Genomic DNA, 14878 nt, shown 5'->3' with positions numbered 1-14878 from the left:
GGCGCGCCCGTCACGGCCAGATCCGCACCGTCCCACGCAGGTCACGCGCCAGCCGCACCTGGTATTGAGCGTGCAGCCGGTACACCCCGGTGATCTCCTCGTCATTGACGAAGGTGCCGTTGGCCTTGCCCGGTACGGGCTCGATGGTGACGGTCCCGTCGGGTTCGGCGCGCAGGATCGCGTGCTGGCGGTGCACGTTCGGTGTGCTCGCGAAGACCTGGTGGTCAGGGGTTTCGTCGTCGCGGCCGAGCATCCGCACCTCGCCCGGCCAGATCTCCACACTCCCGGCGGCCCCGAAATCGATCGAGGCCAGCGGGGTGGTGAGGCTCTTGCCGCAGCTCACGCAGTCGGCGGCGGTGGCGTCGAACTCCTCCCGCCCGCAGCTCCAGCACTCGCGGGCGGCTGCCCCGCCTGCAGGCTCGGCCTCGGGGTCGTGCGGCCGGGCAGGCAGGTTGCACGGGCCGGGGCACGTACGCGTGGGCAGCAACGGGGTGACGTGGCCGTTCGCACACCTCATCAGCGCCCGGGTCACCGGACCACCTCGCCGACCAGCACCTCAGGGCCTGCTTCCGGTTGAGCGGGCACGATCGCGGTGGCGGCCGGCGGCTCGTCGCCGGCCCGCCGCTCGGTGATGTCGAGGTCGACCCGGCCGGTGGTCGTGTCGGTGCGGATGGAGCGCACGTCGAGGTGGGCGCCCGGCGCGATGTCCCGGTCGAACAGGTGCCGGGCCAGCGGATTGATGAAGCGGCTCTCCAGCTGGTTGCCGATGCCCCGCCCGCCGTTGTCCAGATCGGCGGTGCAGAGCGTACGCAGCACCTCGGCGGCGTCCGCCGACAGGTCGACCTGCATGCGGTGCTCGGCGCGCAGCCGTTGCCGGATGTTGCCGAGCTGCAGCGCGAAGACCTCGTCGGCCACCTCCGGCGAGATGAAGTCGAACACCACGATGTTGTCGCCGAGCCGGTTCAGCAGTTCGGGACGTCCCAGCACGCTGATGAAGTGGTGCTTGACCGTCTCCCGCACCTCCCGCTCCAGCTCCCGGTAGGACAGCTCGCCGGGACGGATCTTCTGGGTGCGCTCGTGGGTCTGCTGGTCCTCGTCGATGATGCCGAGATTCGAGGTGAAGATCAGGACGCACTCGGTGAAGTGAGTGGTCAGGCCCTGGCCGTCGGTGAGCCGGCCGTCCTCCAGGATCTGCAGGAACTTGTCCAGGACCCGATGGTGCGCCTTCTCGATCTCGTCGAACAGCACGACCCGGAACGGCTGCCGGCGCACCGCCCCGGTCAGCTCGCCACCCGCCTCGAAACCGACGTATCCCGGCGGCGCGCCGATCAGCCGGTGGTCCGAGTGCTCGGCGGCGAACTCGCTCATGTCGAACCGCAGGTAGGCTTCGGCGTCACCGAACAGCACCTCGGCCACGCTCTTGGCCAGCTCGGTCTTGCCGACACCGGTCGGTCCCGCGAAGAACAGCACACCCCGTGGGCGGTGCGCGGAGCTGGACGCCTGCGCGCCGGACAGCCCGAGCGCGGCTCGCTTGAGGATGTCCAGCGTCTTCAGCACCGCCTGGTCCTGGCCCAGCACCTTCCGCGGGATCTCGGCTTCGCCGAGCTGGATCTGGCCGCGGATGCTGGCGCGCCGCCACGGGTTGTCGTCGATGCCCAGCTTGTAGATCCGGACCGCGTCGCCGATCTCGTCGAGCCGCAGCCCCCGGTCGTGCGCCAGGCGGCTCGTCTCGCGGATGCCGAGCACGGTCATCCCGTCGGTGCGGCGCGCGAACCCGTCGATCAGCTGCGCCAGCTCCTCGCCGGACGTCTCCGGCGCCATGGGGATGCCGGCGCCGTAGATGCGCGCCGCGGCACGCCGCTCGTCGAGGCCGGGCATCGGCACCGCGATCGTGCGGATGCGCTCGATGCCCGCGGTCAGCCAGGCGGGCAGGTCGCGCTCGCCCTCCACGAGCCAGATCACCGGGTTGAAAACCCCCGCCGGGTGCGCCGGAGAGTGGCCGCGCGGTTCCGCCGTGAGCGCTATCTGCTGGCAGAACAGGAAGAAGTCCCGCTCGGCCTCGTCCAGCTGCGCCATCGACCGGGGTATGCGCGCGGCGTACCCGATGACGAACGCGGCCTTGACCCCCTCCGGCCGCGGCGGCTCGGGCGGTGCCGCCTGCTGCGGCGTGCCGGGAGCCGGCGCCTGCCCCGGCACCGACGGCGGCGGCGGCGGGGCCGCCGTCGGCGGCGCGGGGGTGCCCACCAGCCGCGACAGGTGGGTGCGCAGCTCCATGAGGGTGGGCTGGCTGCCCAGCACCCGCCGGCCGAGCAGGCGGGTGGCCGCCTCGGCCGAGGCGCGGTCCCGTGGCGGGTACTCGGAGATGCCGTGCACCGGGTCGTAGTAGACCATGGCCTCGTACCCGGCCGACTGCAGCGCGATCCACAGCAGTTCGCGCAGGTCCACCGGGTAGCGCTGATCCGGCGCCTCCGGCGAGGGCACCAGGTACTGGTCGTGGATGTTGCCGTGCAGCACGTACTGCGCGTGCACCGACAGGGTGCCCTCGAGTTCCCGGACGAACGCCGGCAGGCCGCTCGTGCTCACTTCATCACCTTGTAGTCCGGCGTCGTGCTGGTCTGCCCGGGTGCTTCGGTGAGGCCGGTCGGCGCGTCGACGACCTCGTGGCGGAGGTCCAGCCGCACCGGCCGCCCGCCGAGCTCGCCGGTGGCCTGAAGCTGGGCGAAGACGCCGTTGACGACCTCGGCGAAATCGGCGCAGTTCGCCCGCTCCTGCTGCTGCGACTGGACTCCGGCGGCCGAGCGGGTCCGCCACAGCCGGCTGTCCACGTGGTCGGCGCTCAGCTCGATGCGTCCGAGGTGGTGCCGGCTCCAGCCGGGACGGTGCACGGTCAGGCCGACCCGGCCCGACACGGTCTCGATGCGCACCTCACAGCGCGCCTGCTCCAGTCCCGCGGCCACCAGGTCGCGCAGATGCCGGCAGCGGGCGATCTCCTCGGCGCGGACCATGGCGGCCTCCGCCTCCCGCCGGTCCTGCTCGGTGAGCGAGCGCTCGCCGCGCAGCACCAGTTCCAGCCGGTTCACCAGCGCGGCGGTCGGCGGCTCGACGCCGAGCTCCTGCCCGATGAGCGGCTGGCGCAGCGCCTGCAACCAGAAGGACGCCTTCCGGCGGGCCACCGCCCGGGGGTTGACCTCACGTTCGATGCACAGCCTCAGATCGTTGAGGCGGGCCTCGGCCATGTCCAGGGAGTCCGTCGCCACCCGGGCGGCCAGCCGCAGCACCTTGTGCTGGTCGTCCTCCAGCCGGTCCGGGTCGACGCTCGCCAGGAGGTCGTCGAGCTCCGGCTGGATGTCCAGGGCGAAGTCGATGCCATCGCCGGCCACACCCGGCTGGCGGATCACGACCGTTGGCGTCATTCCCGCCAGCAGTTCCGCGCGCCGCTGCTCGATGAGCTCGGCCGCGCTCAGCACCGGGTCGCCCGAGGGCAGGGCCGCGGCCATGGCGTCCCGCGCCCCGGCCGAGAAACGGGCTTCCAGCGCCTGGCGTGCGACGCGCAGCCGGGCACGGGCGTCCTTGACCCATACCTCGGCGGTGCAGAGGTCCACACCGGTGAGGTCGAGCTGCTCCGGCAGGTCCAGCACCGGTCCCGGGAAGCGTCCGGCCGCCGCGGCCAGCAGCGCGATCTCGGCGTTCAGGCCGGTGACCTCGCCCGCGGCCAGCTCCCAGAGCCGCCCCATGATCTCGGCCGTGGCCTGCGCGTCGCCCTGCGCCTCCAGCTCGGCGCCCAGCCGGGCGACGGCGTCGGCGCCCTTCGCGACGCCGGCGGCCGCGGCCCGCACGACGAGCAGGGCGGCCGCGCCGACGGTCGCGGCGATCGCCGCCATCACCAGCACGGCTCCCGCCAGCGCGACTGCGGGAATGATGAACAGGAGGACGCCGAGGCCCGCCCCGCCGCCGCTCATGCCGCCACCTCCGCCCGATCCAGGTGGGCCATACCGTCCGCGTTGTCGTTCATCCGGTCCTCCTCGCGCTCGTACTCGGCCAATCTGAGTTCGTGCTGCATCGCCCTGCGGTCCGCCTGCCAGCGCCGGAGCCGGACCGGCGCCCACGCCAGCAGGCCCAGGGCGGTCACCAGCGGGATCGCCATCGGCACGTACACCGTCACCGCGGCGGTGAGGGCGAGCGCCAGCACGACGATGCCGAGTGACCACATCTCGCGACCGCGCACCCGGCGCGCCACCCGTCCGAGATGGACGATGCTCTGGTGCAGCAGGGAGTAGCGCGGCCAGTACAGGCCTCCCATGAACGACGCCAGCACGAGTTCCAGCGTCAAGACGAGACTGACGGACAACCCCGTGACGATCCAGGCACGCTGCATCGCCGCGAGATCTGCGACTTCGGCGATCTCGCTGAGGCCTAGCAGCATGACCCATACCGCCGCCGCGGCCCCCGCGCCGGCGCCCGCCCAGGCCCGGGCGGTATGCCGCTCCAGGCGCTCGACCTGCGCGCGCATCTCCCCGTGCTCGAGCAGCCACCGCCGGCGCGAGCGGGCCTGCTGCTCCTCGGCGGCCTCACGGAGCAGGAGCGGTCCCACGAACGGCACCAGGACACATGCCACGGCGAGTTCGACCGCGGCGGCGCCCGGCCGCCGCAGCCGGTCGAACCACGGCAGCCGGCCGGACACCTCGGCGCCGAGCCGGCGTTCGACGTCGGCCAGCCCGGCATGGAGCTGGCCGCGCAGCAGCGGCAGGGTGTCCGCGCGGCAGGCGGCGATCCAGAGCGTGGCCGCGAGCCGGTCCCGCTCGGCCCTGCCCGCCATGAACTCCCGCGCCCCGGCGTCGTCGATGTTCGCGACCGCGACGGCCCAGTCGTCGGCGTGGCGCCGCCAGGCCTCGTCGATGCCGTCGAGCCCGATCAATCCCTCGTCCGCGTCACGTGTCGGCAGCAGCCGCAGCAGGCGGTGGTGCCACAGCTCGCCCAGGATCGAGTCCACGGTGCTCTGCGGAGCCCGCCAGGCGTCATAGGCGAACGCGGCGACCCCGCGCACGGTGAGGTTGGTGTCACGGTAGACGGGGCGGCCGCCCGGGTCGAGGTAACGCAGCAGCCGCAGCAGTGCGACGTCGGCCGGCCCGGGCCGGCGTCGCAGCAGGCCGCGGACGGCATCCCGCTCGGGCGAGGGCTCGTCGAGGCGGTTGATCCAGTCGGCGAGTTCCCGGGCGGGCCGTCCGCGTTTGCCGAAGAGCAGGTTCGCGGTGAACGTCCAGTTGGCCGCCATCTCCACCGCGAGCAGAGCCTTGTCGGTGTAGGGACGGCCCTGGAACAGGTAGGACGGCAGGTCCGGCGCCGGCGGCGCGGGGGACGGCGATGCCGCGCCGCGTACCTCCGGGTCCTCCCCGTCCGCCCAGGCCAGCACCTGCCGCGCCGACCAGCGCAGCCTGGAGTTGCTGTTGAGCAGCCCGCGGCAGAGCAGCAGGACGCGGGGGTCGGCGACCTTCGACAGGTCGAGCGGACCCCGGGCGAGGTGGAGGAAGATCGACTCGTCGCGCATGCCGTCGAAGGGATGCGTGCCCAGGTGCAGCTCGAGCGCCGACATGCCCAGGGCCCACCAGTCCGAGGCCGGCGACACCTCCAAAGCGCGGGACGCGTACTCGGGCGGCACGTAGCGGGTGGTGCCGGAGGTCGTGACGCTGCGGGTGCGCGCTCCGGGGACGTGCATGCTGATGCCGAAGTCGCCCAGGGCCGTCTCCAGCGGCTGCCCGCCACCGGGATCGTTGCGGCGCACCAGCATGTTGGCCGGCTTCACGTCCCGGTGCACGATGCGGTGCGCGTGCATCTGCTGCAGCGCCAGCGCCGTCTGGCGCACGATCGCCGTGATCTCCTCGGTGCTGAGCGCCCCGCGCTCCCGCCCGGCCGCCAGCTCGGCAACCGAACGGCTGGGCAGGTGCTCCATCAGCTCGTAATCGAAGCCGTTCAGCCGGCCCGCCTCGTAGACCCGGACCAGGTGCGGGTTGCCCTCGTGCCCACCGTGGTAGGCCAGATAGGCCAGAACCTCAGCCGATGGGCCTTTTCCCGGCTCGTAGATCTTCAGCACCGCGTGCCCGTGCGCGGCGTGGTGCACCAGGAACAGCCGTGCCTGCCCACCACGCCGTAGCTCGTCGACCGGCTCGAACCGGTCCCGGAAAGCCGCCGGCATGCCGGGTGCGCTCCACTCGGCCAGCTGCGGATCCTCACCCCGGCCCGGGTCGATCACCGTCGCCGGCACACCGCCGTCACCCGGTCCGCCATGCCCGACGCCTGCCGCGCGCGGTCCGTCAGTACCCGGCGGCGGCATCTCCCGTCCGGGATCGATGCTCGTCGCGGGTGGAGGCGGCACACGACCGCCCTCGCCGTGCGGGTCCGACCCGCCGGTGTCGGCACTCATCTGCCTTCCCTTCTCCCGCTGAGAGGGCGGGGCCTCACTCGAGGACGTGGTTAGGAGCGATCAGGAATGGACCTGAGAAACACCCTTCGTTCGCCGCCCGGCCCGGGCTCCGGCGATGGCGATCCGGCTTCGCCGGCACGCTGTTATCTGGCGGACAGTGCGCGTCCGTGCTCCCCGGCCGAGCCGCACGGCGCGCGCCGCGCGCGGCGGGGTGCGCGGCGATGACCGCGAAGGAGCGCAGAGGACAGCGCGAGCGCCTGTCCGCATTGGAGCGCCTGAGCTCCCGCTACCACGGCCGGGCCGACGGCAGCCGCTGGGCGCGTCGGCAGGGCGGGGCGACGGCCGAGGCGGGAGTGCCGCTGTGGACCGCGTACATCGGCATGCTGCAGCGGCGTGCCGCGCGCTCGTCGCACCTGCTGGTGCGCCGCCTTCGCCAGCACAACGCCAGGGAGCTGCGGCTGCTGACCGGAGCCGCGTTGCGGGTGATCCAGGAGTACGAGCGGCACGGTGAGCCGCGGCTGGCCACATCGGGGCGGTTCATCGAGGCGGTGACCGCGTGGAAAGGCGAGTATGCCCGGCATCGGCGCCTGGCGGAGGCGTCGGCCCAGCACTACAACCAGTTGATCAACTTTTATTGGATCCACTTCCTGCGCGCCGCGGGTATCTCGCCGGCCTTCTCGTCGCGGACCGGTCCCCGCCCGGAGGCCACCGACGTCGACCCGATCTGGTCGAAGCAGGATCCCTTCGCATTGCTGTCCGATCTGGATGCGGGGGATGTCGCCGAGGCCGGCGCCACCGGGGCGGAATGGATCATCCGACGGGCACTGGAGATCGTGGAGGGACGTGCGGTATGAGAACGAAACCGATGGCGACGGCCGGGCGGGCGGTGAGCTGGTCGCTGGGGGCGGTGATGACGCTCGGCGCGCTCCCGGCGCTGGGCGGCTGCGACGAGCCGCGGTTGGCTGACGGATGCGTGGTGGTGGTGGACGGGTCCGGCTCCGGCCGGGCGGACGGCGGCTTCGACGTCGCCGGCGAGCTCAACGGCAGCCTGGTGAAGTTCGTGCGGGACAAGGGCTGCCGCATGGTGCGGTTCGCCCCCATCGCGCTCAGCTCGGAGGCCTCACCGTGCCGCGGGGAAGAGGTCGACGTCGACCCGGATTACTCCGGCGGCGGCGGCGTCGACCGGGAGGACGTTCGCAACCAGCGACGCGGCAAGGCGCTGGAGGTGGCACTGCAGCTGCTCGACTGCCTGCACCGCCAGACCGACCAGAACGGCTCGGACGTGCTCGGCGGGCTGAAGCTCGCGGCGCGTGCGCGACCCGCCGACGTGCCGTTCCACGTCCTCGTGGTCAGCGACTTCATCCACGCGGACGGGGTGGAGTACCTCAACCGTGAGGATCTGAGCACCGAGGCCAAGCGAGCGGCGCTGATCGAGCGGTACGCCTCCGACGGGCGGATCGCCGACCTCTCCGGCGCCTCCGTCTACGGTCTCGGGTTCGGCCAGCTCTACAAGACGGGCAAGGCCGGCGCCTTCGACAGGTTCGAGACCTTCTGGAAGACGCTGCTGCTCGACCACGCCCACGCCGCCCAGTTCCACGTCCTGTAGAGGAGATCGAGATGCGACACCTGTGGCGCCGGCTGCGCGGGCTCTTCGGCCCGCCCCGGCAGTCCATGCCGCCTGCGGACCCTGGTCCGCCTGCACGCTCGGTGCCCCAGCAGCGGGCCACGCCGCAGCGCACCATGGGCGCGGCGGTGACCGAAGCCAGGGCCAAAGGCACCGCTGACGGCCGGTCCGGGATGTTCGACCAGTGGTCTCTGGCCCCGGACACGGCTCCGCGTTATGTCAGGCAGCTGCAGGCCCAGCGCGAGGCGGAAAAGTCCGGCAGCGAGCAGGCCGGGCTGCGGGCGCTGATGGTCGAGGAGGCGCGGCGCCGGCCGCTGCGCGCCCGCGAGCGTGCCGACCAGGTGCGCGCCGGGCGGCTGGCCGGCCGCCTCGACGAGACCCTCGCGTTGATGGAGGGCGCCCGGCAGCGCATGCGGCTGCTCGCCGCGATCGAAGCGCGGGTGGAGCTGGTGCGCCGGCTCGGCCGCCGCGGCCTGGACGAGGTCAGGTCGACCTGGACCGACGAGCTCGACACGCTGAACGGCGACCCGCTGCCAGCCGGGCCGTACGCGAGCTCGCTGGGCGCCGGCTCGCCGGCGCCGACGGGCGCGCCCGTGGTCGAGGCCGGGCCGAGCGGCGTCGACCGGGCCGCGCCGAGCCGGCCGGGAACGGACGGCGCCGCCCGGCGGGTGCTGTGGGAGGGACCCGCACCGCGTACCTTCGGCGCGCTGCACAGCTGGCTGCTGCTGGTGCTGCTGATGGCGGTGGAGACGCCGATCCAGTACTACATCTGGGAGTACTTCCACGGCTCGGGCACCGGTGCGGACCGGCTGTTCACCTGGGTGCTCACGGCCTCGTCCGTGGTGCTCATGGTGCTCTTCCCGCACATGGCCGGCCGCGTCTACCGGGCCCGCCGTGCCACCGGCGCCGAGCGGCTGGCGGTGCTCATCCCGCTGGTCATGCTGGCGCCGTGGATCTTCGTGGCGGGCATGCTCGGCTACCTGCGGGCGCAGGTGATCGACGTGCCCCCGATGCTGGAAGATCGCACCGAGCTGGACATCCCGCTGAAGAGCGAGGCGCTGCACACGCACATCGCGACCATCGCCGCGGCGTTCATCTGTCTGCTCCTGCTCAGCGGGGCGATCGGTTTCCTGCTCGGGATGGCCGGTCCGCATCCGTACCAGGCGGCCTACGAGTGGAGCGACCGGCGCCGGGAACGGATCGAGAACGAGCTGGTGGCGATCGGCCCTGCGGCCCAGCTGGCGGACGAGGCCCCGTGGTCCACGGATCTGCTGGCCGAGCAGTGGCGCCGGGATAGGAACGTCATCGACGGGATCTACGAGGCCGCCGAGCACGCCTACTACGACGGTGTCGCGCGCGCCATGGCGAACCCCGCGGTGACCGACACGGTGACCCGCGGCGACGCAGGAGTCGGCAGTGTCCGCTGACGCTCTGGTCGTCAACCGGGTGCTCTACCCGGTGACCGCCCTCGGGCCCGGCCGGCGTCTCGGCGTCTGGCTGCAGGGCTGTCCGCTCGCCTGCGCCGGGTGCATGTCCCGGGACACGTGGGACCCGGCGATGGGCGAGGTCGTGCCGGTCGCCGAGCTGGCCGCGTTGTGGGACACGGTGCAGGCCGACGGGGCGAGCGGGCTGACCGTGACCGGGGGTGAGCCGCTGACGCAGGCCGACGCGCTCGCCGCGTTCGTGCGACACGTCGCCGGCAACCGGATCGGGCCGGGAGGCGAGGCCGACATCCTCCTGTTCACCGGCTATGAGCTGGATGAGCTCGACCGTCGCCGGCAAGCCGCGCTCGAGGGGGTCGACGTGCTGGTCACCGGCCGGTTCCGGGCGGCCGAGCCGACGCGGCTCGTGCTGCGCGGCTCCGCCAACCAGGTGATGCATCTGCGCACCCCGCTCGGCGAGATGCGCTACCGGGAACTGGCGGCGGCCGAGACCGACACCCCGGCGATGCAGGCGTTCGTCGAGGGGGACAGGCTGCTGCTCAGCGGCGTGCCCCAGCGCGGCACCCTGGCGGTCCTGGAGCGCACGCTGCGAGCGGGCGGGGTACAGCTCGACGGCGTCAGCTGGCGGCCGTGACCACAACCGCGTCACTCGTGATCAAGGCTTCCGGACGGAGCGAGGGAGCCTTGATCACGGTGCCTGCGGAGCGGGGCGGCGGGCGAGGACGAGCACCGGGCCGAGCGCGGCGAGCACGGCCAGGGTGACGGTCGCGGCGCCGGAGGCGAGCAGGGTGCCGTCCGGGCCGAGCCAGGTGACCAGCGGCCCGCCCAGAGCGGCGCCGACGGGCACCGCGGCGGTCATGATCGAGCCGCGGGCGGCGAGCACCGCGGGCAGGTCCGCCGGGCTCGCGGCGGACTGGAACAGGGTGATGTTGAACGCGGGGAACGGCCCGTAGACGAGGCCGCCGACGGCCAGCCCGGCCATGGTGACCCAGGTCGAGGTGGTGAAGCCGAACGGCAGCAGCGCCGCGCCCCATCCGGCGATGACCGCGATCGTGAACGGCCACGGGGCGACCCGGCGCAGTGTGCCCGCGAGCAGCCCGCCGATCACCGCGCCCACCCCGAACACGGCCCAGTACGCGCCGAGGAAGTCGGCGGAGCGGCCCAGCGTGTCGACGACGAACAGCGGCAGGGCCACCTCGACCGGGCCGTACAGCAGGCAGAAGACGGCGGTGAGGGCGAGCAGGCCGAGCAGTTCCGGCCGCCGGGCCAGCAGGCGGAAGCCGCCGGACGGTTCGGCGCCGGGTTCGGCCGCGGCGGCGGGGACGCGTACGCCGCGCAGCACGGCGGCCAGCACCAGGTAGCTCAGCGCGTCGACGGCGACGGCCGCGGCCGGTCCGGTCGCGGCGACCAGCACGCCGGCCAGCGGCGGGCCGAGGATGATCGCGGTCGTCTGGCTGGTGCCGAGCAGCGTGTTGGCGCCGAGCCGATGCTCGCTCGGCAGCAGCCTGCTGACCAGGGTGTACGTGCCCGCCGAGCCCCACGCGACGAGCAGCGACGACACGGCGAGCAGCGCGATGTAGCCGACAGGGCTGAGCAGGCCGAGCGTGTACAGCAGCGCGGCGGTGCCCAGCGCTCCGCCGCGCAGCAGCGCGTTGGCGGTGACCAGGGTGCGCGCGTCGACCCGGCGCAGCCGGCGAGCCAGCACCAGCGCGCCGAGCGCGGCGGGCAGGGAATAGGCGGCGACCGCCGCGCCGACCACGAGTGCCGCCTGCCCGGGCGCGGCGAGCTGGATCGCCAGCCAGGAGATCGCCACCACGCTCAGGCCGTCGCCGAGGTAGGACACGGTCTCGCCGGCCAGCAGGCGGCGGAAGCCCGCCACCGCCAGCACGTCCCGGTAAGCGGCCGGGACCAGGCTCTTCGCTGCTCGCATCGGCACAGCCTGCCAGCTCAAGCACGGTTGAGGTCAACCGGAAGGCGCCGGCCGCCCGAGCCGCGTCCCACACTCTGCGGCGCGGGCCACAACTTCTGGGTTGTAGCTACAACCCAGAAGTTGTGGCGCGGATTCAGAAGTTGTGGCCCGCGGACGCCGTCGGAAAGCCGCACGGGCGGAACCAGGTCACCCGCCGGGCGGTGCCCGCGCAGCCGGACGGCGGCACGTCACTCCCACGCCGGAAGCCACCCGAGGGGATCACCGCGGCCACAGGTCGGCGGGAACCGTGCCGCGGAGCCGAGACTCGTCACTCGGAGAGCGGCGGCGCGTTTCGCGGCGGGTTCGCGCCGCCGTGATGACGCGCGCCGGGCCGGGTATCGGCGGCCGGGGCGACGAGTAGCCGAGGAGGCGGTATGACCAGGTGGAACCGGGCCGGGTGGCTGGTGGTGGCCGCGGCCGGTCTGCTGGCGGGGTGCACGACCGGGGAGCCCGAGCCGGCGGGCCCGGCCGGTACGCCGGTGAGCGGCGCGGCGACGAGCGGTGCGCCGACCGCCGCCGCCCCGAGCCCGTCCGGTCCGTGTACGCCCAAGGTGGTGATGCAGCCGCTGCCGGACTGGGCGGACGCGGGCTTCAGCGGCGACACCACGATCGCGCACACGCTCGGCGCGCGGGGCGAGATCGCGGCGATCCTGTTCGCGAACCCGCTGACCCACGACCGCAAGGACGGGGCGAACAACAAGATCCTGTGGGTGTCGCGCGAGCCGAACAGCGGCGGCGAGCCGCTGCGGATCATCGCCCGGCTGGACGGCCGGGGCCAGCCGGTCGCCAAGGAGGTCGCGGGCGGTCCCGGGCCGTCCATCATCGACATGCCCGGTCCGGGCTGCTGGCGGATGGAGCTGACCTGGGCCGGCCACACCGACTGGGTGGACCTGGTCTACGCCGCCGGCTGAGCGCGGCACGGCCCCGCCCGGTTCTCCAGCCGGGCGGGGCCGCTGCGATGCCGGGTGCCGGATGGTCCGGACCGGAACGCTCCCGCCGCCGAGTCTTCGAGCCCGCCGCGCCCCGGTCAACGGGCGGCGCCCATCGCCGCCGATCGACCTGCGGGGACACCGTGCGGGCCGTGGAACTTACATCGGCCGCTCCACCAGGCGGGGGGTCCGGGACGGCATGCCGAGCCCTACCGCTGTCCGTGAGCACCGGGTTATGGTGCGTCAATGACGAACGGGAGCGCTTCCACGCCGGACCGCGACGGTGTGGCCGCCCCGCCGACCCTCGCCGAGGTGGCCCGCGCCGCCGGGGTGTCCATCGCGACCGCGTCCCGGGTGCTGAACAACTCCACCCGGGTCAGCCCGGAGGCGTACCAGCGCGTCTGCGACGCGGCGAGCCGGCTCGGCTACCGCCGCCACCGCGCCGCCTGGGGTCGCGCGCAGACGCCGGTGCGGGCGGTCGCGGCGGTCATCCACGCCGCGCACCGGCTGGTGTTCACCGAGCCGTTCTTCGCCCGGTTCATCGGCGCGGTGGAGATGGAGCTGGCCCAGCACGACATGCCGCTGCTGGTCACGAACGTGTCCGGCACGCTCGCCGAGACGGTCGGGCGCTACCTGCGGGCGGGCAGCGTGGCCGGGGTCATCGTGGTGTCCGACCACGGGCCGCTGCCGCTGTCCGGCTCGCTGGCCTCGCTGGGCCTGCCGGTGACCGTGGTGGGGCGGCCGCTGCACCCGTACCAGGTGCCCTATGTGGACGCCGACAACCGCGGGGGTGCCCGCGCCGCGGTGGAGTATCTGCTGGGCAAGGGGCGCCGGGCGATCGCGCACCTGGCCGCGCCGCCGGACACCGGGCCGGGGGCCGACCGGCGCGCGGGATACACCGACGCGGTCCGTGCGGCGGGGCTGACCGACCTGCCCATCGCGTACGGCGACTGGAGCCAGGCCTCGGCCGCGCACGCCATGCAGCGGCTGCTCGACCAGCGCCCGCAACTGGACGCGGTGTTCGCCGCGTCCGACGTGATGGCCGCGGGCGCGGTGCGCTACCTGCGCCGGGTGGGCCGCCGCATCCCGGACGACGTGGCGGTGGTGGGCTTCGACGACCACGCGCTGGCCGTGCAGGTGCGCCCCGCGCTGACCACGGTGCGCCAGCCCATCGAGCAGATCGGCGCGGTAGCGGTGCGCAGCCTGCTCGCCGCGGCCGCCGGGGAGCTGACGCCGGGCCAGGCCGCGACGGTGCTGCCCACCGAGCTGATCCTGCGCGACTCGGCCTGACTCAGCCCGCGGTCAGGTGCAGCCGCACGCTGGTGCCACCGGGCCGGGTGTACAGGCGGACCAGGTCGCACAGCAGGTTCGCGGTCAGCAGCCCGTCGCCGGGGCGGCCGTCCCCGGCCTGCGTCGAGGGCACCCGGCCCACCAGCGGGTCGGTGCGGTGGCCGGTGTCGTCGAGCTGGCAGAGCACCTGATCGCGCTCGGCCCATACGGCGATCCGGCCCGGCTGCCCGGTGCAGGCGAGGGCGTCGGCGGCCAGTTCGGCGACGGCGGCGGTGAGCGCATCCTGCAGTCGCGGCTTCAGCCCGAGCGCGTCGGCCCGTTCCGCCACGAATTTCAGCAGCGCGGGCACCTGATCCGGGGCGGCGAAGGCCATCGTCGCGGCGTAGCCGGGCACCGGGGACAGGGGCTGGTTGCAGCCCGCCGCGGTGAGCCGGGGATCGGCGTACGCGGGACTCGGCCGCAGCCCGCCCCGGCGCTGCAGGAAGGGGTGGGTGCGGTGGGCGTCGTGCACGACGTGCGGGTCGAGCAGCGCCGCGTCGTACGGGCACAGCAGCGCCGCGTCCCGCCCGGCGAAGGCGAGGTTGACCAGCGCCTCGTGCGCGACGCACGCCGGGTATTCCAGCTCGCCGCGGCCCGGCCAGACCGGCTCGGCGACGATGGAGACCCGCCGCCCGGGGTGCCGGTCGGCGAAGGCCAGCAGCACGCCGGGCAGGATGCGGCCGGGATTGCGGCCCTCGACCGCCATGTCCGCGAAGTGCACCCGGCCGCCCCGCGAGCCGAGGCAGTCGCGCAGGATCTCCAGCTTGGCGCTGGGCACGGCGACGAGCACCGGCTGTCCCGCGGTGAGCGCGGTGTGCACGAAGGCCAGGGTGCCGCTCACGTACTCGGCGACCCCCCGGTAGGGGAAGCCCACATGGTCGGGTCCGGGGTGTCCGGCCATGGCCGTCACGTCGGCGGGGCTGCGGGGAGCGGCCGGAAGGCGGTGTGCACGAGCCATCCAGGCATAAGTCGCCATGCCATAGCGGGGGCGGTACCCATCACGGCCGTGCGCCAAACCAGGTTCGCGGAGATTTTTCGCGGCCATGCATCGACTGAACGGAGGACCGCCGGCGTCAATGGCGCGACGCCGGCGGACGTGCCCCCGCGGCGGGGCCCAAGTTTCCGCCGCGGGGGCACTCTCCCTACGGACCCGCCGCGCCGGAGCAC

The 14878-nt window shown here is 73.7% G+C and carries 12 protein-coding genes; 6 read left to right on the top strand and 6 right to left on the bottom strand.

Annotation, left to right across the window (positions count from 1 at the left end; all coding sequences use genetic code 11):
- Positions 1-10: 10 nt before the first annotated feature.
- Genes CS0771_RS01695 through CS0771_RS01680 form a run of 4 tightly spaced genes read right to left on the bottom strand, consistent with a single transcriptional unit; the run spans position 11 to position 6259 of the window.
- On the bottom strand, positions 11-532 hold the full coding sequence (locus CS0771_RS01695; RefSeq protein WP_203749581.1) for an FHA domain-containing protein: 522 nt from the start codon (positions 530-532) through the stop codon (positions 11-13).
- Entirely contained in the window at positions 529-2583 is a 2055-nt protein-coding gene (locus tag CS0771_RS01690; RefSeq protein ID WP_212839481.1) for an AAA family ATPase, read from the bottom strand. The genes CS0771_RS01695 and CS0771_RS01690 overlap by 4 nt, the downstream gene beginning before the upstream one ends.
- Complete coding sequence (locus CS0771_RS01685; protein WP_212839480.1) at positions 2580-3959, bottom strand: hypothetical protein; 1380 nt, start codon at positions 3957-3959, stop codon at positions 2580-2582. Before CS0771_RS01685 ends, CS0771_RS01690 begins: the two co-directional genes overlap by 4 nt.
- Positions 3956-6259, bottom strand: coding sequence for a protein kinase (locus CS0771_RS01680; protein WP_212839479.1), 2304 nt, complete (start codon positions 6257-6259; stop codon positions 3956-3958). Before CS0771_RS01680 ends, CS0771_RS01685 begins: the two co-directional genes overlap by 4 nt.
- Before the next feature lie 380 nt (positions 6260-6639).
- Here CS0771_RS01680 and CS0771_RS01675 point away from each other — a divergent pair, with 380 nt between their 5' ends.
- The 4 genes from CS0771_RS01675 to CS0771_RS01660 are packed head-to-tail and all read left to right on the top strand — an operon-like array spanning position 6640 to position 10118.
- Positions 6640-7272: a hypothetical protein gene (locus tag CS0771_RS01675; protein WP_212839478.1), complete on the top strand. Its 633-nt coding sequence runs from the start codon at positions 6640-6642 to the stop codon at positions 7270-7272.
- Positions 7269-8024 (top strand): hypothetical protein, encoded by a 756-nt coding sequence (locus tag CS0771_RS01670; RefSeq protein ID WP_212839477.1) that lies wholly within the window; start codon positions 7269-7271, stop codon positions 8022-8024. The genes CS0771_RS01675 and CS0771_RS01670 overlap by 4 nt, the downstream gene beginning before the upstream one ends.
- A gap of 11 nt (positions 8025-8035) precedes the next feature.
- Positions 8036-9469 (top strand): hypothetical protein, encoded by a 1434-nt coding sequence (locus tag CS0771_RS01665; RefSeq protein ID WP_212839476.1) that lies wholly within the window; start codon positions 8036-8038, stop codon positions 9467-9469.
- The gene (locus CS0771_RS01660) at positions 9459-10118 is read left to right on the top strand and encodes a 4Fe-4S single cluster domain-containing protein (protein ID WP_212839475.1); all 660 of its coding nucleotides are present in this window, start codon (positions 9459-9461) and stop codon (positions 10116-10118) included. The genes CS0771_RS01665 and CS0771_RS01660 overlap by 11 nt, the downstream gene beginning before the upstream one ends.
- A gap of 54 nt (positions 10119-10172) precedes the next feature.
- On the opposite strand, the gene CS0771_RS01655 is transcribed toward CS0771_RS01660, so the two are convergent.
- Positions 10173-11414 (bottom strand): MFS transporter, encoded by a 1242-nt coding sequence (locus tag CS0771_RS01655; RefSeq protein ID WP_212839474.1) that lies wholly within the window; start codon positions 11412-11414, stop codon positions 10173-10175.
- A gap of 413 nt (positions 11415-11827) precedes the next feature.
- On the opposite strand from CS0771_RS01655, the gene CS0771_RS01650 reads away from it, so the two are divergent.
- Together CS0771_RS01650 and CS0771_RS01645 are read left to right on the top strand one after the other, a co-directional pair.
- The gene (locus tag CS0771_RS01650; RefSeq protein WP_244870541.1) at positions 11828-12364 is read left to right on the top strand and encodes a hypothetical protein; all 537 of its coding nucleotides are present in this window, start codon (positions 11828-11830) and stop codon (positions 12362-12364) included.
- Between the two features lie 264 nt (positions 12365-12628).
- The gene (locus tag CS0771_RS01645) at positions 12629-13672 is read left to right on the top strand and encodes a LacI family DNA-binding transcriptional regulator (protein ID WP_212839473.1); all 1044 of its coding nucleotides are present in this window, start codon (positions 12629-12631) and stop codon (positions 13670-13672) included.
- A 1-nt stretch (position 13673) separates the two neighbouring features.
- Here CS0771_RS01645 and CS0771_RS01640 read toward each other — a convergent pair whose 3' ends face one another.
- On the bottom strand, positions 13674-14612 hold the full coding sequence (locus CS0771_RS01640) for an MEDS domain-containing protein (RefSeq protein WP_212839472.1): 939 nt from the start codon (positions 14610-14612) through the stop codon (positions 13674-13676).
- Positions 14613-14878: the final 266 nt, after the last annotated feature.

Source organism: Catellatospora sp. IY07-71 (assembly GCF_018326265.1).
Taxonomy (GTDB): Bacteria; Actinomycetota; Actinomycetes; order Mycobacteriales; family Micromonosporaceae; genus Catellatospora.
This window is presented reverse-complemented; position numbering and strand designations above follow the sequence as displayed.